Annotated in this window: 17 protein-coding genes; 13 read left to right on the forward strand and 4 right to left on the reverse strand. The window is 66.0% G+C overall.

The window, feature by feature from the left end; all coding sequences use genetic code 11:
- Nucleotides 1-230: 230 nt before the first annotated feature.
- Entirely contained in the window at nt 231-335 is a 105-nt protein-coding gene (locus AC3WL7_RS13500; RefSeq protein WP_492750788.1) for a DUF1330 domain-containing protein, read from the reverse strand.
- A gap of 197 nt (nt 336-532) precedes the next feature.
- On the opposite strand from AC3WL7_RS13500, the gene AC3WL7_RS13505 reads away from it, so the two are divergent.
- Together AC3WL7_RS13505 and AC3WL7_RS13510 are read left to right on the forward strand one after the other, a co-directional pair.
- Entirely contained in the window at nt 533-1,033 is a 501-nt protein-coding gene (locus tag AC3WL7_RS13505; RefSeq protein ID WP_492750790.1) for a hypothetical protein, read from the forward strand.
- Nucleotides 1,012-1,821, forward strand: coding sequence for a hypothetical protein (locus AC3WL7_RS13510; RefSeq protein ID WP_492750792.1), 810 nt, complete (start codon nt 1,012-1,014; stop codon nt 1,819-1,821). Before AC3WL7_RS13505 ends, AC3WL7_RS13510 begins: the two co-directional genes overlap by 22 nt.
- Before the next feature lie 202 nt (nt 1,822-2,023).
- On the opposite strand, the gene AC3WL7_RS13515 is transcribed toward AC3WL7_RS13510, so the two are convergent.
- Together AC3WL7_RS13515 and AC3WL7_RS13520 are read right to left on the reverse strand one after the other, a co-directional pair.
- A complete protein-coding gene (locus AC3WL7_RS13515) occupies nt 2,024-2,305 on the reverse strand; it encodes a DUF1330 domain-containing protein (protein ID WP_492750794.1) in 282 nt (93 codons plus the stop codon).
- On the reverse strand, nt 2,305-2,976 hold the full coding sequence (locus tag AC3WL7_RS13520; RefSeq protein ID WP_108746831.1) for a GntR family transcriptional regulator: 672 nt from the start codon (nt 2,974-2,976) through the stop codon (nt 2,305-2,307). The genes AC3WL7_RS13515 and AC3WL7_RS13520 overlap by 1 nt, the downstream gene beginning before the upstream one ends.
- 285 nt (nt 2,977-3,261) lie before the next feature.
- On the opposite strand from AC3WL7_RS13520, the gene AC3WL7_RS13525 reads away from it, so the two are divergent.
- The 10 genes from AC3WL7_RS13525 to AC3WL7_RS13570 all read left to right on the forward strand — a co-directional run bounded on the left by AC3WL7_RS13525 (nt 3,262) and on the right by AC3WL7_RS13570 (nt 13,697).
- Nucleotides 3,262-3,864 (forward strand): amino acid synthesis family protein, encoded by a 603-nt coding sequence (locus tag AC3WL7_RS13525; protein ID WP_492750797.1) that lies wholly within the window; start codon nt 3,262-3,264, stop codon nt 3,862-3,864.
- The gene (locus tag AC3WL7_RS13530) at nt 3,833-4,627 is read left to right on the forward strand and encodes an alpha/beta fold hydrolase (protein WP_492750799.1); all 795 of its coding nucleotides are present in this window, start codon (nt 3,833-3,835) and stop codon (nt 4,625-4,627) included. The genes AC3WL7_RS13525 and AC3WL7_RS13530 overlap by 32 nt, the downstream gene beginning before the upstream one ends.
- A gap of 36 nt (nt 4,628-4,663) precedes the next feature.
- Nucleotides 4,664-5,581 carry a flavin reductase family protein gene (locus tag AC3WL7_RS13535; protein ID WP_313436169.1) on the forward strand — a complete coding sequence of 306 codons (918 nt, stop codon included), beginning with the start codon at nt 4,664-4,666 and terminating at the stop codon, nt 5,579-5,581.
- 1 nt (nt 5,582) lies between these two features.
- A complete protein-coding gene (locus AC3WL7_RS13540) occupies nt 5,583-6,626 on the forward strand; it encodes an LLM class flavin-dependent oxidoreductase (RefSeq protein WP_108767159.1) in 1,044 nt (347 codons plus the stop codon).
- Nucleotides 6,627-6,628: 2 nt separating this feature from the next.
- The gene (locus tag AC3WL7_RS13545) at nt 6,629-8,098 is read left to right on the forward strand and encodes an aldehyde dehydrogenase (RefSeq protein WP_492750803.1); all 1,470 of its coding nucleotides are present in this window, start codon (nt 6,629-6,631) and stop codon (nt 8,096-8,098) included.
- A gap of 193 nt (nt 8,099-8,291) precedes the next feature.
- Nucleotides 8,292-9,683, forward strand: a complete 1,392-nt coding sequence (locus AC3WL7_RS13550; protein ID WP_492750805.1) for a purine-cytosine permease family protein — start codon at nt 8,292-8,294, stop codon at nt 9,681-9,683.
- A 57-nt stretch (nt 9,684-9,740) separates the two neighbouring features.
- Nucleotides 9,741-11,198 carry an NAD-dependent succinate-semialdehyde dehydrogenase gene (locus AC3WL7_RS13555; protein ID WP_492750807.1) on the forward strand — a complete coding sequence of 486 codons (1,458 nt, stop codon included), beginning with the start codon at nt 9,741-9,743 and terminating at the stop codon, nt 11,196-11,198.
- Nucleotides 11,195-11,581 carry a 4-carboxymuconolactone decarboxylase gene (pcaC, locus tag AC3WL7_RS13560; RefSeq protein WP_079222109.1) on the forward strand — a complete coding sequence of 129 codons (387 nt, stop codon included), beginning with the start codon at nt 11,195-11,197 and terminating at the stop codon, nt 11,579-11,581. The genes AC3WL7_RS13555 and pcaC overlap by 4 nt, the downstream gene beginning before the upstream one ends.
- A gap of 109 nt (nt 11,582-11,690) precedes the next feature.
- Entirely contained in the window at nt 11,691-12,959 is a 1,269-nt protein-coding gene (locus tag AC3WL7_RS13565; protein WP_492750809.1) for a hypothetical protein, read from the forward strand.
- A 111-nt stretch (nt 12,960-13,070) separates the two neighbouring features.
- Nucleotides 13,071-13,697, forward strand: a complete 627-nt coding sequence (locus tag AC3WL7_RS13570) for a hypothetical protein (RefSeq protein ID WP_492750811.1) — start codon at nt 13,071-13,073, stop codon at nt 13,695-13,697.
- Nucleotides 13,698-13,743: 46 nt separating this feature from the next.
- Here the strand turns inward: AC3WL7_RS13570 and AC3WL7_RS13575 are convergent, their stop codons facing one another.
- Nucleotides 13,744-14,661, reverse strand: a complete 918-nt coding sequence (locus AC3WL7_RS13575; protein WP_492750813.1) for a M14 family metallopeptidase — start codon at nt 14,659-14,661, stop codon at nt 13,744-13,746.
- A gap of 170 nt (nt 14,662-14,831) precedes the next feature.
- Between AC3WL7_RS13575 and AC3WL7_RS13580 the strand changes: the two genes are divergently transcribed.
- The gene (locus tag AC3WL7_RS13580; protein ID WP_492750815.1) at nt 14,832-15,485 is read left to right on the forward strand and encodes a DUF3348 family protein; all 654 of its coding nucleotides are present in this window, start codon (nt 14,832-14,834) and stop codon (nt 15,483-15,485) included.
- The last annotated feature ends 5 nt before the right edge of the window (nt 15,486-15,490 follow it).

Below are 15,490 nucleotides of genomic sequence, written 5' to 3' on the forward strand. Positions count from 1 at the left end.
TTGCCTACATCGACGATCCCCTTTTGGGGGCCGTACGATCCTTTATCGACGTTCGTGTGCGGGATGGGGATCGCTCGGCTCGTCTGTCGGCGGCTATCCGCAGATCCATGCTTGTCGGTCCCTCCACCCTGGCTCCTACATACCTCGTAGGAGCCGGGGGGAACATACAAGCCATGCTCGGCTGCGTCACCAACAGCAGTCGAGCATGGTGTGGATCGACAGAAGCGTGGTCAGCCTTCGACGATCACCACACTGGCGATGCAGTGCCCTTCGCGCTTGGCCTTGGCCTGCTGGTATTCCGGTGAGGCATAGCAGGCCTGGGCGGTTTCCAGCATGTCGCCTCTGCCCTCTTTTCACTCACGGTCCGGTCAGCCCATATGTGACGCGCCTCTCGTAAATCGCCGTGCAATGGTCGCTCCAGACTGCCAAGCGCCCCCGTCCTTCAGGCGACACGAAAAATGCTGGCAAGTGATCGGGTCCATTGACTCGCTCGCCCCGTCAGAGTCGTGCAGTCGGAGACATCACAAAGCCAATGCAGAATTTCAAGAGCGCCTTGGCGCTGCTCGTGGCCGCCGGTTGCTGCGCAGCCGCGGACATGTCCCACGCGTTCCAGCTGGTCAGAGAAGAGGCGGATGTCCGGCTTGTGGATGGCATGCCCGCGATCTGCATCCCACAAGAAGCAAGGCGGTCGTTCCCGGTGGCCAGCTTGCTGGTAATGGAGTCCGACACGCTCGAACCCCACAGTTGGGCCATCAGCCTGAAGGACAATGCCAAGCCAAAGACGCTGAGGCCGGGCAACTGCATTTCATACGGCTCAACGCCAGCAGGCTACGAACAGGATGCGCCCGAACAGAGCAGGCAACACCTTCGATTGAAAATGAACACAACCTACTACTTCCAGGTAAGCCGGAAGATTCCAAGTCTCTGGTACTTTCCCACCGCCATCTACGAAGCCACATTCTGTTTGAAAGAGGATGCCGATGGCGCCGTCAGCATTCAGGAGGGGTCCGCATGTCCCGACTCCAGCCGATGAGCCTTCCGAGGCAGGCCGCACTCCTCGGCCTCCTGCTTCTAAGCGGCTGTCACCTTACCCGGAATCAAGCACTTTCACCCAGGCCGGAGGCTGGCACGGTCAAGGTGACGGTCACGGTGCCCGAAGAACTTGTGGCCCGAGATATGCGGGCGATCTACCGCACGACGACATGCACCACGACGTACCGGTCCATGCTGGACTGGGAAAAACGTACACGAGACAACTATGCGTCACTTGAGATTCGGCCCGTACGCCGCCCAGGAACAAATGTTTACGACGCCTCAATGGCAGTCGATGGCGGCGGTGCGTGCCGCTGGAAACTCAGCAACGTAACCTTTGGAGTCGAGCACGGAGATCCATCCAGATTTGGAGGTGATGTGATTCAGGGCATGGGAGGCGACGTCGTTGTAATCTTTGACGACGTCCGTTCCGCATATGGCGCCCCCAACGCCGAGTCCAGCGTCAGCACTGAAGGCGTCATGTCAATAAAGCCTGACTACTACCCGTGGCTGAAGGAACACTTCATAGGCGGACATCGAAAGATCATCACCCTGACCACGGACCAACCCTCATTCCTAATATATCGCGCGCCTGACGCACGCGTCATCCACTTCGAGCCCGCCTTTCATGCTGGATTCCTGACTTACTCAGTGAGCCCCAAGGTGAAGCGCGAAGGCAACAAGACCATATTTTATTATCCCGATGGCAGCAGCAGGCCAGAGAGTCGCGGCATGCCCCGGTTCAAGACGCTCCAGGAAATCCGTATGGCCACTGAAGCGAGTCACTGATGAGCTGGGCCGTTCGGCATGCCCATCGGTGAACGCCCCCCATGGGACGGCTCGATTGCCCGCGCGCTGCCAAGCCCTCGCTCGAAGGGTTGAGAGCCAAAGCAGAATCATCGAAGCCTCACGGGGGTAGCGGGAGCATCCACGCGTGGCGTGGATCTACTGGAGAGCATCCACGCATGGCGTGGATCTACCAGAGCGGTCGTCAGCCTTCGACGATGACCACGCTGGCGATGCAGTGCCCTTCGCGCTTGGCCTTGGCCTGCTGGTATTCCGGCGAGGCATGGCAGGCCTGGGCGGTTTCCAGGTCGGCAAACTCGATCACCACATGGCGGTCGGGCAGATCGCCTTCCAGCACCACCGAGCGGCCACCACGGGCCAGGAACTTCGCGCCGTACTTCGCAAAGGCGGCCGGTGCAAGCGCGGTGTAACCGCTGTACTTGTCGGCATCCAGCACCTGCACGTGGGCAATCCAGTAAGCGGCCATCACTTCTGCTCCTGTTCGAGCAAGGCATGGGCAATCGCCTCGGCCTCGCCGATGTGTTCGGCCACGCGCTGCCGCGCCAGCGCTTCGTCGCGCTGCACGCAGATCGCATCGCAGATGGCCTTGATGCGTTCAAAGCCGGTTTTCTCGCGGTCCACGTGGGTCAGGGTCATCGCGCGCAGGCGGCTGATGCGGCCATTGAGGCGCTGCACGATTTCCCAGGCGATGTGGTTGTTGCCGGCACGGAAGATGGTTTCGTACAGCGTGGAGGAAGCTTCCAGCACCGGCGCGATGTCCGGGGTGCCATACGAGGTGCGCAGGGTTTCCAGCGCCTTCTGGATCTGCGCGGCGGTGTCGTCGGTGAGGTTGCGCACGCAGTCGGCCACGGCGCTCTGCTCCAGCACCAGGCGGATGCGGTAGACCTGGCTGGCCACGTCCCAGTTCAGCACGGCCACGATCGGGCCCTTCTGCGGCAGCACTTCCACCAGGCCCTCGGCCTGCAGGTAGCGGATCACTTCGCGCACCACCGTGCGGCTGACACCCAGCTGCTCGCACAGGGTGCGCTCGACCAGGCGCGCACCGGAGGGGAAATAGCCGGTGATGATCGCGTTGCGCAGCTTTTCCAGGCACTTCTCGCGCAGGGTGACCGGCGAGTGGTCGATTCTCAGGTTCATCGTGTTTCGCAATCCCTTTAGGTGGCAGCCACGCGGTGGCGGGCGTGCTGCCGGAAGCTCGTGTACGTCCACGCTATTCAACCACGGATCATGAATAGCGCACCCCGGCAGGCCGCCTCGTCCCCGTCGCACCCCCCTCGTCTGCGACTTTCGTCGCGGGCGAAAAATGAATGCGCATAGACATATTGCAAGCCGATTTTGGAGCGTGATACCGTCGCTGCCAATGGTATACCAACATACCGTACACCACCATTGTGACCGCCAGCGGCGGCGAGGAAGGACCAGATGAGCCTGATACGAAAGACCGTTCTCCACGTGGAGACCGTGCATGTGGACGGGGGCCGCGACGCTGCCACGCCGCTGAAGATGGTGGCCGCCGCAGCCGTGATCCGTAACCCGTGGGCCGGCCGTGGCTACGTCGAGGACCTGTCGCCGGAGATCCGGGCGCTGGGCCCGCAGCTGAGCCAGCACCTGACCGACCTCATCCTGGGCGAGGTCGGTTCGGGCGATGCGGTGGAGGCCTTCGGCAAGAGCGCGGTGGTCGGCCTGGACGGCGAGCTGGAACACGCCTCGGCGCTGATCCACACCCTGCACTTCGGCAACATCTACCGCAACGCGGTGCGCGCCAAGTCCTACCTGGCCTTCACCAATACCCGCGGCCCGGCCAATGCGCCGATCGTGCTGCCGATGATGGACAAGACCGACGAAGGCCGCCGCTCGCACTACCTGACCGTGCAGTTCGCCATTGCCGATGCCCCGGCCGCCGACGAACTGGTGGTCGTGCTGGGCGCGGCCACCGCCGGCCGCCCGCACCACCGCATCGGTGACCGCTACCAGGACCTGAAAGAGCTCGGCCATGACGTCTCGAACCCTGCCGCTGTCAAGTAACCAACAGGCGCACTGCCTGGACCAGGGTGCGGGAGAGCCCCTCGTCCTGATCCACGGCGTCGGCATGCAGGCCGCCGCCTGGGGTCCGCAGATCGCCGCCTTCGCCCAGCAGTGCCGGGTCATCGCGGTGGACATGCCCGGCCACGGCCAGAGCACGCGCCTGCCGGGCGAGCCCGGGCTGACCGACTACGTGGCGTGGATGGTGGAGTTCATCAGCGCCCTGCAGCTGGGCCCGGTCAACCTGGCCGGGCACTCGATGGGCGCCCTGATCGCCGCCGGCGTGGCCATCGAGCGCCCGGACCTGGTGCGCCGCCTGGCCGTCATCAATGGCGTGCACCTGCGTACCGATGCCGCCCGGCACGCGGTGGTGACCCGTTCGGATGAACTGGCCACTGGCCGGGTGGACGTGGAAACCCCGTTGCAGCGCTGGTTCGACGAAGGCACCACCGAGGCGTCACTGGTGGAGGACGTGCGCTCGTGGCTGGAGAACGTGGATGTGCAGGGCTATGCCGATGCCTACCGCGCCTTCGCCCGCGGCGATGTGACCTACGCCGAACGCTGGTCGGAAGTGGGCTGCCCTGCCCTGGCACTGACCGGTGCGGAAGATGCCAACTCGACGCCGGCCATGGCCCTGTCGATGGCGGCGCTGGCACGCAACGGCAAGGCCGTGGTCATTCCGCACGAACGCCACATGGTCAACCTGACCGCCCCCGCCAAGGTCAACGCGGCGCTGGCGGAATGGCTGGGCACCACAACGAACTAGCGGCACACATTCCAGGCCATCGGTTGGAGGGAACATATGGCTATCGATCCAAAAGAGCTGAGGGAAGCCTTCGGCTCGTTCATGACCGGCGTCACCATCGTGACGTCCACCACCGCAGACGGTGAACCGATCGGCTTCACCGCGAACTCGTTCGCTTCGGTGTCGCTCGATCCGCCGCTGTTGCTGGTCAGCATCGCCAACGCATCGGGCAACTACGACAACTTCGTGGGCGCCAAGCGCTTTGCCATCAACATTCTGTCCGAGGCACAGACCGACGCATCGAATACCTTTGCCCGGCGCAATCCGGATCGGTTTGCCGCGGTGTCCTGGACCAACAGCGCTCTCGGAAGCCCGATCCTGGACGAGGTCAGTGCGTGGTTCGACTGCACCATGCACACGGTGGTGGAGGCGGGTGACCATGCCGTCCTGATCGGGCAGGTGGAGCACTTCCATACGGCCGGCCTGCCCGGGCTGGGCTACTACCGCGGTGGCTACTTCACCCCCGCCAAGGTGGCTACCGAGGTCATGACCGACACCAAGGGTCTGATCAGCGCGATCATCGCCCACGACGACAGCCTGCTGCTGGTGCCAGCGCCGGAAGGCGGCTGGGCCTTGCCCACCGTCGAGATCGGCAACGAGGGTGCAGACAACGCATTGGAACGCATCTTTGCCCGGCATCAGCCCGGTGCCTCGCCGAGCTTCGTGTACTCCGTCTATACGGACACCGACACACACCGGCAGTTCGTCACGTTCCTGTGCAGCACCCCCGAGGCGAGCGCGCGCGATGGGCAGTACGTGGCGCTGGCCGACGTGCCTGCGCTGGACATCGCCGACGCAGCGGTCAAGAGCATGCTGCAGCGCTACTGCCGCGAGAGCGCGCTGAAGACCTACGGCACCTATTACGGCAACCACACCTGCGGTGTGGTCAAAGAACTGATTGGAAGGGAGAGTTGAAATGCGGTTTTCCTTGTTCATCCATATGGAACGCGTCTCGGACCAGCAGTCGCAGAAGCAGCTGTACGACGAGATGATCGAGCTGTGCCAGATCGCCGACGAGGGTGGCATGCATGCCATCTGGACCGGCGAGCATCACGGCATGAACTTCACCATCGCGCCGAACCCGCTGCTCAACTTGGCCGACATCGCCAACAAGACCAAGAACGTGCGCCTGGGCACCGGCACCGTGGTGGCCCCGTTCTGGCACCCGATCAAGCTGGCCGGCGAAGCGGCGATGACCGACATCATCTCCAACGGCCGCCTCGACCTGGGCATCGCCCGTGGCGCCTATTCGTTCGAGTACGAGCGCATGGTGCCGGGGATGGACGCCTGGGGCGCCGGCCAGCGCATGCGTGAGCTGATTCCGGCCATCAAGGGCCTGTGGAAGGGCGACTATGCCCACGAAGGCGAATTCTGGTCCTTCCCCAGCACCACCTCGGCACCGTTGCCGCTGCAGCAGCCGCACCCGCCGATCTGGGTGGCCGCGCGCGATCCCAACAGTCACGAATTCGCCGTGCAGAATGGCTGCAACGTGCAGGTCACCCCGCTGCACTTCGGCGATGACGAAGTGCAGAAGCTGATCGGCCACTTCAACGCGGCCTGCGAGAAGTTCAGCGAGGTGCCGCGCCCGAAGATCATGCTGCTGCGCCACACCTACGTGGCCGATTCGGAAGCCGACGCACAGGTCGCCGCCGATGAGATCAACGTGTTCTACAACTACTTCGGCGCGTGGTTCAAGAACGAACGCCCGATCAGCCAGGGCCTGATCGCCAAGCTGAGCGATGAGGAGATTGCCGCCCACCCGATGTACTCGGCCCAGGCGATGCGCAGCAACAATGTGATCGGTCCGGCCGAGGAAGTCATCGCCCGCCTGAAGGCCTACGAGGCCATGGGCTTTGATGAGTACTCGTTCTGGATCGACACCGGCATGTCCTTCGAACGCAAGAAGGCCTCGCTGTTGCGTATGATCAACGACGTCATGCCCGCCTTCGCCCAGGAATGACCATGGACAGCCCGTTCGAGCTCTACATCGACGGCCGTTTCGAAGCCGGTGCCGGTACGTTCGACAGCATCGACCCGGCCACCGGCACGCCCTGGGCGACCATGCCCGAGGCGCGCCGCGAGCAGGTGGAACGCGCGGTCGAGGCCGCCGACCGTGCCCTGCGCGATCCGGCCTGGGCAACGCTGACCGCCTCCCAGCGCGGCAAGCTGCTGTACCGGTTGGCCGACCTGCTGGAACAGGCGACGCCGGAACTGGCGGCCATCGAGACCCGCGACACCGGCAAGATCATCCGCGAAACCCGTGGCCAGATCGCCTATATCGCCGAGTACTACCGCTATTACGCCGGCATCGCCGACAAGATCGAAGGCAGCTTCGTGCCGGTGGACAAGCCGGACATGCAGGTCTGGATCAGCCGTGAGCCGATCGGCGTGGTCGCCGCCATCGTGCCCTGGAACAGCCAGCTGTTCCTGTCGGCGGTGAAGCTGGGCCCAGCCCTGGCCGCGGGTTGCACGGTGGTGCTCAAAGCTTCCGAAGAAGCGCCCGGCCCGCTGCTGGCATTCGCCCGGCTGCTGCACCAGGCAGGTTTCCCGCCGGGCGTGGTCAACGTCATCACCGGCTTCGGTCCCGAGTGTGGCGCCGTGCTGAGCAGCCACCCGAAGGTAGCGCAGGTCGCCTTCACCGGCGGCCCGGCCACCGCGCGCCACATCGTGGCCAACACCACCGGCAACCTGGCCCGCGTCTCGCTGGAACTGGGTGGCAAATCGCCGTTCATCGTGTTCGACGATGCCGACCTGGACAGCGCGGTGAACGCTCAACTGGCAGCGATCTTCGCGGCCAGCGGGCAGAGCTGCGTAGCCGGTTCGCGCCTGCTGGTACAGGCGGGCATCAAGGATGCCTTCCTTGCGCGGCTGCTGGAGAAAGTGGCAGCCATCCGCATCGGCGCCCCCGATGACGCGGCCACCGAGTTCGGCCCGCTGTGCACCGAGCGCCAGCGCCAGAACATCGAAGCAGTGCTGGCCGCATCGGTCGCCCAGGGCGCCCGCGTGCTCTGCGGCGGTACCCGCAGCGACCGCACCGGCATCTACTTCCCGCCCACCATCGTCGACTGCAGCGCGTCCCCGCAGGCCGACAGCATCACCACCGAACTGTTCGGCCCGGTGCTGTCGGTGGATGTGTTCGACGATGAAGCCCAAGCGATCAGCAAGGCCAACAGCACCGCCTTCGGCCTGGCTGCCGGCATCTTCACCCGCAACCTGACGCGCGCGCACCGGCTGAGCCGGGCAATCCGTTCGGGCGTGGTCTGGATCAACACCTATCGCGCGATTTCACCGCTGGCGCCTTTCGGTGGATTCGGTCTTTCGGGCCATGGACGGGAGGGCGGCGCAGCGGCCGCCCTGGAATACACCACGACCAAGACGGTGTGGCTGCGTACGTCCGATGTCCCCATGGATGACCCGTTCGTGATGCGCTAGGCCCCGCGCCCGGCACCCACACCCGTTCCCGCCTCCGGCCCGCGCGCCCTCGCCTCCCCCCCCCCCTCGATGGGCGAGGGCGCGCAGCCCGGTTCCATGACCGGATCGTTCCTGCGCCCCTGCACAGCCGGGCGCGCGCGACCGATCCCGACGCACGCCTGCCGGGCGACCGGCAGGCCAAGGAAATCCGCCCATGAGCAATGCAAGCAAGCAGGATGGCGCTTTCTCCATCGAGGGCCACTCCATCGGCTACATCCCCGAGCAGGAACGCCACGGCAATCCGCGTGACCTGTTCACACTGTGGTTCTGTACCAACATCGCCCCGCTGGCGGTCATCACCGGCGCGATGTCGGTGCTGACGTTCAAGCTGGACATCGCCAGTGCACTGCTGGCCATCGTCACCGGCCATATGTTCGGCGCCGCGATCCTCGCCCTTGCCTCGGCCCAGGGGCCGCTGGCCGGCATTCCGCAGATGATCCAGAGCCGCGCGCAGTTCGGCCGCTTCGGCTCGCTGCTGGTGGTGGGTTTCACCACGCTGATCTACCTGGGCTACTTCATCTCCAACATCATCCTGTCCGGCAAGACCCTGCACACGGTCATCCCGGCGGTGCCGCTGCCGCTGGCCACCATCATCGGTGCGGCGCTGGCCACGGCCATCGGCATCATCGGCTACAACTTCATCCACGGCTTCAACCGCATCGGCATCTGGTTCATGGGCGGCGCGCTGGCCATCGGCCTGGCCATCATGGTGCCGCGCCTGGGCGCCGAAGCCTTCAGCCATGGCAGCTTCTCGCCCGCCGGCTGGTTCTCGATGTTCGGCATCTGCTGCGTCTGGCAGATCAGCTTCTCGCCCTACACCTCGGATTATTCGCGTGCGCTGCCGCGCAGCGTGGGCGTGTTCCGGCCCTTCTTCTACACCTACCTGGGCGCTGCACTGGGCCCCATCCTGGCCTTCGCCTTCGGCATGCTGGCGGTCAGCGGTGGCCAGCAGATCGATGCGATGGAAGCAGTACGCCTGCACACTGGCTGGTTCGGCTACGTGCTGATGGTGCTGTTCCTGGTCAACATCATCGGCCACAACGCGATGAACCTGTACGGCGCGGTGCTGTCCTGCGTCACCTCGCTGCAGACGTTCTCGCCCGCGTGGACGCCGGCACGGCTGGCCCGCATCACCCTGTCGTGCGCCCTGCTGGTGGCGTCCACGCTGTGCGCGCTGTGGGCGTCGGCCAACTTCATCGAGATCTTCATCAACGCGGTGTTCGCGCTGCTGTTCATCCTGGCGCCATGGGTGTCGATCAACCTGCTGGACTTCTACGTGGTGAACGGCGGGCGCTACGACATCGCTTCGATCTTCGCCCGCGATGGGGGCCGCTATGGCCTGTTCAATGGCCGTGCCCTGCTGGCCTACCTGCTGGGCGCCATCGCCCAGGTGCCCTTCATCAGCAACGCCTTCTTCCAGGGCGCGTGGGCGCAGCTGTTCGGTGGCGTCGATGTGTCCTGGGTGATCGGCCTGCTGGTCAGCGCCCTCGCCTACTACCTGCTGGCCGTGCGTGCGCCCCAGGGCACCAGTGTCGCGGCTACCTGACTCCCTCCCGGCGCAGGTACCCGGTTACCCGCACCCGACACGAACCACGAGGTATGCATGAACGTTGAAACGTCCGCGCTGTTCCACCAGCGTGCGCTGGTGGCTGGGCAATGGATCGCCGCCGACAGCGGTGAAGTGGATGAGATCCTCGACCCGGCCACCCAGCAGGTGCTGGGCACCGTGCCGCGCCTGGGCCGCGCCGAAACCGAGCGCGCGATCGCGGCAGCGAGCGCCGGCTGGGCCGACTGGCGTGCCACCACGGCCGAGCATCGCTCGCGCGTGCTGAAGGCCTGGCATCGCCTGCTGATCGAAAACACCGAAACCCTTGCGCGCCTGCTGACCGCCGAACAGGGCAAGCCGCTGGCCGAGGCCCGCGCGGAGATCGTCTACGCCGCCAGCTTCGTCGAGTGGTTCGCCGAGGAAGCCAAGCGCGTCTACGGTGACATCATTCCCAGCCCCTACCCCGATGCGCGGATCATGGTGACGCGCCAGCCGATCGGCATCGTGGCGGCGGTGACGCCGTGGAATTTCCCCGCCGCAATGATCACCCGCAAGGTGGCCCCGGCACTGGCCGCCGGCTGCCCATGCATCGTCAAGCCGGCGGCAGAAACGCCGTTCACCGCGCTGGCGATGGCCGACCTGGCCTTGCAGGCAGGCGTGCCCGCGGCGATGTTCAGCGTGGTCACCGGCCATGCCGCGTCCATCGGTGATGCATTCTTCGACAGCGAGGAGGTGCGCAAATTCACCTTCACCGGCTCCACGCCGGTCGGCCGCATGCTGTACGGCAAGGCCGCGAAGACAGTAAAGAAGGTGTCGCTGGAGCTGGGCGGCAACGCGCCCTTCATCGTGTTCGAGGATGCCGATCTCGAAGCGGCGGTTGATGGCGCGATGCTGGCCAAGTTCCGCAACGCCGGCCAGACCTGCGTCTGCGTCAACCGCTTCCTGGTCCACGACGCCATCCACGATGCCTTCGTCGAGGCGCTGCGTGCGCGCATCGCCGCGTTGAAGGTGGGCGCGGGCGAAGCCGAGGGCACGCAGATCGGCCCGCTGATCAACACCGCCGCTGTCGCCAAGGTGCAGTCGCACGTGGACGATGCGGTGGCCAAGGGCGGGCGCGTGCTGCTGGGCGGCGCCGTCGGCGCGCAGGGCGAGTGCTTCTACCTGCCGACCCTGCTGGTCGATGCCACCGCAGAGATGCAGGTGGCGACCGACGAAACCTTCGGCCCGCTGGCCGCCGTGTTCCGCTTCCACGATGAGGCCGAGGCCGTGCGCCTGGCCAACGCCACCGATTCCGGGCTGGCCGCGTACTGCTACACCCGCGACCTCGGCCGCGCCTGGCGCATGAGCGAACGGCTGGACTACGGCATGGTCGGCATCAACCGCGCCGCCATCTCCAATGAAGTAGCGCCGTTTGGCGGCATCAAGCAGTCCGGGCTGGGGCGCGAGGGTTCGCGCTACGGCATCGAGGATTTCCTGGACATCAAGTACACCCTGTTCGGAGGCATCAGCGCATGAGCGATTCCCGCTTCGAGAAAGGCCTGCAGATCCGCCGCCACGTACTGGGTGACGAGTATGTGGATCGCGCCCTGGCGCAGGCCGATGCCTTCAGCCAGCCGCTGCAGGAACTGGTGACCGAGTACTGCTGGGGCACGGTGTGGGCGCGCAGCGACCTGGCGCTGGCCGAGCGCAGCCTGATCAACCTGGCGATGATTTCCGCGTTGAACCGGCCGCACGAGCTGAAGATCCACGTCAAGGGCGCACTTCGCAACGGCGTCAGCCGCGAGAAGATCCGCGAGGTGCTGCTGCAGGTGGCGATCTACTGCGGCGTACCCGCTGCGGTCGACAGCTTCCGCGTGGCCCGCGAGGCCATCGCCGAGTTCGACGCCACCGAGACATAAGACCCAACCGTCCCTCTCCATCGTTGCGCCCTGCCCGTGCCTTGCGGCGCGGTGGGCGCCCTGTTGCCCGAGGGTCCACTTTCCTGCTGTTCCTGCCTGGGAACCTGCCATGCATCCTGCGTTCCGTTTCGTCCGTTCGCCTCTTGTCCTGGCCCTGTGTCTGGCGTGTGCCTCGCTTGCACATGCCGAAACCCCCGCCGAGGCCGTCAGCACTCCTGCAGAAACCCCTGCCGCAACGGCGGCACCTGCACCGGCACACACCGGCTGGACACTTGGCGGTGTCCTGCGCGGCCGCTGGGATGTGCGCTTCAACGACGCACACGGCGATGGCACCCGCCGTACCTCCAACCATCTGTCCTTCGACACACTCATCCTGAAGGCCGACTATGACGGCAAGGACTATTTCGCCTCGGCGCAGTACCGCTTCTACGGCGGCAGCGTGCTGTACTCGCATGCGGGCGGCTACCGCAACTACCCCGGCGAAGTGAGCTTCCCGCTGCAGGCGTATGCCGGGCGCCGCTTCGCCAATGGCGACCGCGTGGCGGTGGGCCTGCAGCCGGTGGTGCTGGACGAGCAGTACTGGGGCGCGCAGGTGCTCGGCAGCATCGGCTTCGTGGTCGGCCTGGAAGAGGTGTACGCACCGGGCATCACCTACCGCCACGACGGCCAGGGCTACCGCCTGGCCGCCGGCTATTACCCCACGTCCACGCCGGATGGCAAGGGCATCAGCCGCGATGGGGCGCGCTACTCCACGGCCTTCGTACAGGGCGACAGCTACGTGCCCAACGGCACCCGCACCTCGGAACGCGACCTGGTGGCGGCCACGCTCGACTGGGATCTATACAGGCACGATGACATCACGGTCTCGGCCGCCGTCTCGGGCCTTTACTCACGGCTGCAGGATGAAAGCGGGACGCCGCAGGGTGATGGTGAGCGCCGCGCGCTGGCGGCGAGCATCAAGGTGGGCAACGGCAGCTGGCGCGGCAAGATGCTGGTGGCACGGCAGGACATCAGCCTGCCGGCAGCGCGCGATACGCACGTGATCACCGTGGGCGGTTTCGATGCGTCGTACAACATCGCCACGAAGGGCACGGTGGTGTTCGCCGAAGTGGGTCGCCCGGTGACACTGGGCGGGCAGGACGTCGATCTGTACGCCAGCCTCTCACGCTTCATCAAGGACGAAGCCGACTTCAAGGACAGCCAGCGCCTGACCCTGGGCGGCGCATGGACGCATGGCCGCCTGCGCGTATCCAGCGAGCTGCTGGTTGGCCGCAACGATCCGTTCGTGGGTGCCGGGCAGTACATCAGCGGCGCCGCGGAGGGCGGTGACGACCGCTACAAGACCTCGCTGTTCACGGTCATCGGCTACCGGTTCTGAGGCAATCGAACATCCACGCATGGCGTGGATCTGCTGCGCGGCCTGGCATGGCGCTTGTTGCGGCGGAACACTGCACCTACCATCGGACCGCCCTTTCCCTTTCCCACCCCGATGACGACCTTCGCCGAACTCAACGCCGCCCAGCTGGCCACCCACGCCCTCAACATCTTCATCGCCGAGGGCCGCCACATCGAAGGCGCGCGCGTGATCTACCGTGCGCTGCAGCTCGATCCGCATGAACCCGATGCGCTGCGCAGCCTCAGCGATTTCCACGCCAGCTCCGGCACCGAAGCCTTCTCGGCCGCCACCATGGAGTACGCCCTGTCCGGCGCGATCGATCTGAGCACGGAAGAACGCCAGAAACTGGAAGCGCTGCATTTCCTCGATATCTGGACCTGGGGCTTCGCCCGCCACAGCTCGGGCGAAGCACAGCTGAGTGCAGAGGCGTTCAAGAACCGCGATGACTTCGACGTCGATCACGCCGCCTACGCGGCTTTCCTCGGCACCATCGTGGAGCCGGCGGGATCGCCGCAGGCTGCTTTCCAGGCCGCGCACCGCCTGTCGGGCCTGATGGCTGGCTTCCTGCAGCACGCCAGCAATGACAACCCGGACCTGGACACCGTGCTGCGCGGCGAAGGCTTCGTCGAAACCCCCGAGTACGCGCAGTGGCTGCAGTCGTCCACCGATGACCTGGATGCACTGGACAAGGCCATCCAGGAGCAGCGCCAGAAGGGATGATCCGGAGCGCCGGCAGGTTGGTCGCCGGGCATGGCCCGGCGTTACGTCATTGGGCCAGTGCGTAATCCAGGCCCGCGCACACCGCTGCCACCTGGGCATCGTTGCATTCCTGCGGGTTGGTGCGCGGGCTGTCCGGGTACACCTCGGTGGTGGTGGCATAGCGCGCGTCGGTGAAACCGGCGCATGCGCCGATCGAGCGCGACTCGCCCCAGACCACGCCCGGCGACTGCAGCGGCAGGCCCACCAGGTTGCCCTCGGCATCGGCCGGGGCGATATGGGTGATCGGGGCCACGGCCTCGATCAGCGCCTTCTGGAAGCCGTGCTGCGGATCCTCGCTGTTGCCGATCACGTAGAAGCCATCGGGGATGGTGTCACGCTCGAACGGCTTGCCATCGCGGGCACAGCGTGCCGGATCGAACTCGTGCAGGTCGCTGTCGGTGGTCTCGTGCAGGTCCAGGTGCACACGGATGTCCGCCTTGCGCTCGGCCACCCAGCGCATCAGCGAGGCGGCTTCCTCGATCAGGCCCCCGTCACGGAAGCTGCGGTTGGGGTCGATCGCATTCGGGTTCCAGCGCTGGATGCGCTCGTAGCCCCACGGGCTGACGCACGGCGCCACGATCAGGTTCATCCTGCCCAGGTAGCGCTCGGCCTGCTGTTCGAGGAACTGCAGCGCACCGTGCACGCCGCTGGTTTCATAGCCGTGCACGCCGCCGGTGACCAGGGCGGTCGGCAGCGCCGGGTTCCAGTCGTGGTTGACCACGGCAAACAGCGGGTAATGATCCGGCGCATAGTCGAGCTGGCCGTACTGGATCACGTCGAAACCGTCGTCCAGGCGCTCAAGCGCGGCCACCACGTCGTCGTGGTAGCTGCGCTGGCGTGGCTGGGCGGCCCGCCACTGTGCGCGTTCAGCATCGCCCCAGGGCTGGCCGGGGGTACCGATGGGATAGAACGGCGCGAGGGTCATGCAGAAGCTCCAGAGGGTCCAGTTGCGTTAGTGCAGCCGACCATTCTAAGCCGTCTGCCGGCGCGGGCCGAGACCCTCCCCGTGCCTGCCCGCAGGGGATGGCCCGGCCCCTTCATCCAGCGGCGGTCATCTGGTTGTAAAATCAACGGTTTTTGGCCCCTGGCTACTTGATGGCGAACGCCGCGCAGCCGGTCCTCGGTGGACCGGACTTCCTCCGCCTGCTCGCCCGTCTCAGCGACGGTGCGATGCCGGCCAGCAGTCCCGCCCTGACCGATCGCCTCGGCCAGTGGGTGGACTGGAGCCGTGCCGTGGCCCTGTCCGGGGCGCTGGACGGCCGCCTGCCCGAGGCGGGCGAGGCCGCCGAGGCGGTGGACGACCTGCTGGCCGACTGCGCACAGGCCGAGGCCAGCCTGCTGGCCTCCATCGGCGAGGATGCCGAGGCCGAGCGCCTGCTGGACCTGGCCGAGGCCGCCGCCCAGCCCAACTTCGCCTCGCTGCGCCAGCGCTACCGTGTGTTGCAGCAGGCCATCCAGACCGCCACCGGGCGCCTGCGCGGCCGCCTGCGCGACCAGCTGGTGCAGGCCTCGCCCGAACTGGCACGGCTGGCCGAGGTTGATGCGGTGATGGAACAGACCCTGACCCCGCGCGAGCACAGCCTGCTGGCGACGGTGCCCACGGTGCTGGGCGCCCGTTTCGAACGCGTGCACGGCCAGCCCGGCTGGCGCGCGGCATTCCGCAATGACATGCGCAGCCTGCTGCTGGCCGAGCTCGAACTGCGTTTCCACCCGATCCATGGGCTGCTTGCAGCCCTGCGCTCCCACTGACCGGA

Source organism: Stenotrophomonas sp. FW305-3-2-15-E-LB1 (assembly GCF_058787375.1).

Excerpts from the sequence above, each read along its gene's own strand:
- AC3WL7_RS13500 (WP_492750788.1), bottom strand. The coding sequence starts at position 335 with ATGCTGGAAACCGCCCAGGCCTGCTATGCCTCACCGGAATACCAGCAG.
- AC3WL7_RS13505 (WP_492750790.1), top strand. The coding sequence starts at position 533 with ATGCAGAATTTCAAGAGCGCCTTGGCGCTGCTCGTGGCCGCCGGTTGC.
- AC3WL7_RS13510 (WP_492750792.1), top strand. The coding sequence starts at position 1,012 with ATGTCCCGACTCCAGCCGATGAGCCTTCCGAGGCAGGCCGCACTCCTC.
- AC3WL7_RS13515 (WP_492750794.1), bottom strand. The coding sequence starts at position 2,305 with ATGGCCGCTTACTGGATTGCCCACGTGCAGGTGCTGGATGCCGACAAG.
- AC3WL7_RS13520 (WP_108746831.1), bottom strand. The coding sequence starts at position 2,976 with ATGAACCTGAGAATCGACCACTCGCCGGTCACCCTGCGCGAGAAGTGC.
- AC3WL7_RS13525 (WP_492750797.1), top strand. The coding sequence starts at position 3,262 with ATGAGCCTGATACGAAAGACCGTTCTCCACGTGGAGACCGTGCATGTG.
- AC3WL7_RS13530 (WP_492750799.1), top strand. The coding sequence starts at position 3,833 with ATGACGTCTCGAACCCTGCCGCTGTCAAGTAACCAACAGGCGCACTGC.
- AC3WL7_RS13535 (WP_313436169.1), top strand. The coding sequence starts at position 4,664 with ATGGCTATCGATCCAAAAGAGCTGAGGGAAGCCTTCGGCTCGTTCATG.
- AC3WL7_RS13540 (WP_108767159.1), top strand. The coding sequence starts at position 5,583 with ATGCGGTTTTCCTTGTTCATCCATATGGAACGCGTCTCGGACCAGCAG.
- AC3WL7_RS13545 (WP_492750803.1), top strand. The coding sequence starts at position 6,629 with ATGGACAGCCCGTTCGAGCTCTACATCGACGGCCGTTTCGAAGCCGGT.
- AC3WL7_RS13550 (WP_492750805.1), top strand. The coding sequence starts at position 8,292 with ATGAGCAATGCAAGCAAGCAGGATGGCGCTTTCTCCATCGAGGGCCAC.
- AC3WL7_RS13555 (WP_492750807.1), top strand. The coding sequence starts at position 9,741 with ATGAACGTTGAAACGTCCGCGCTGTTCCACCAGCGTGCGCTGGTGGCT.
- pcaC (WP_079222109.1), top strand. The coding sequence starts at position 11,195 with ATGAGCGATTCCCGCTTCGAGAAAGGCCTGCAGATCCGCCGCCACGTA.
- AC3WL7_RS13565 (WP_492750809.1), top strand. The coding sequence starts at position 11,691 with ATGCATCCTGCGTTCCGTTTCGTCCGTTCGCCTCTTGTCCTGGCCCTG.
- AC3WL7_RS13570 (WP_492750811.1), top strand. The coding sequence starts at position 13,071 with ATGACGACCTTCGCCGAACTCAACGCCGCCCAGCTGGCCACCCACGCC.
- AC3WL7_RS13575 (WP_492750813.1), bottom strand. The coding sequence starts at position 14,661 with ATGACCCTCGCGCCGTTCTATCCCATCGGTACCCCCGGCCAGCCCTGG.
- AC3WL7_RS13580 (WP_492750815.1), top strand. The coding sequence starts at position 14,832 with ATGGCGAACGCCGCGCAGCCGGTCCTCGGTGGACCGGACTTCCTCCGC.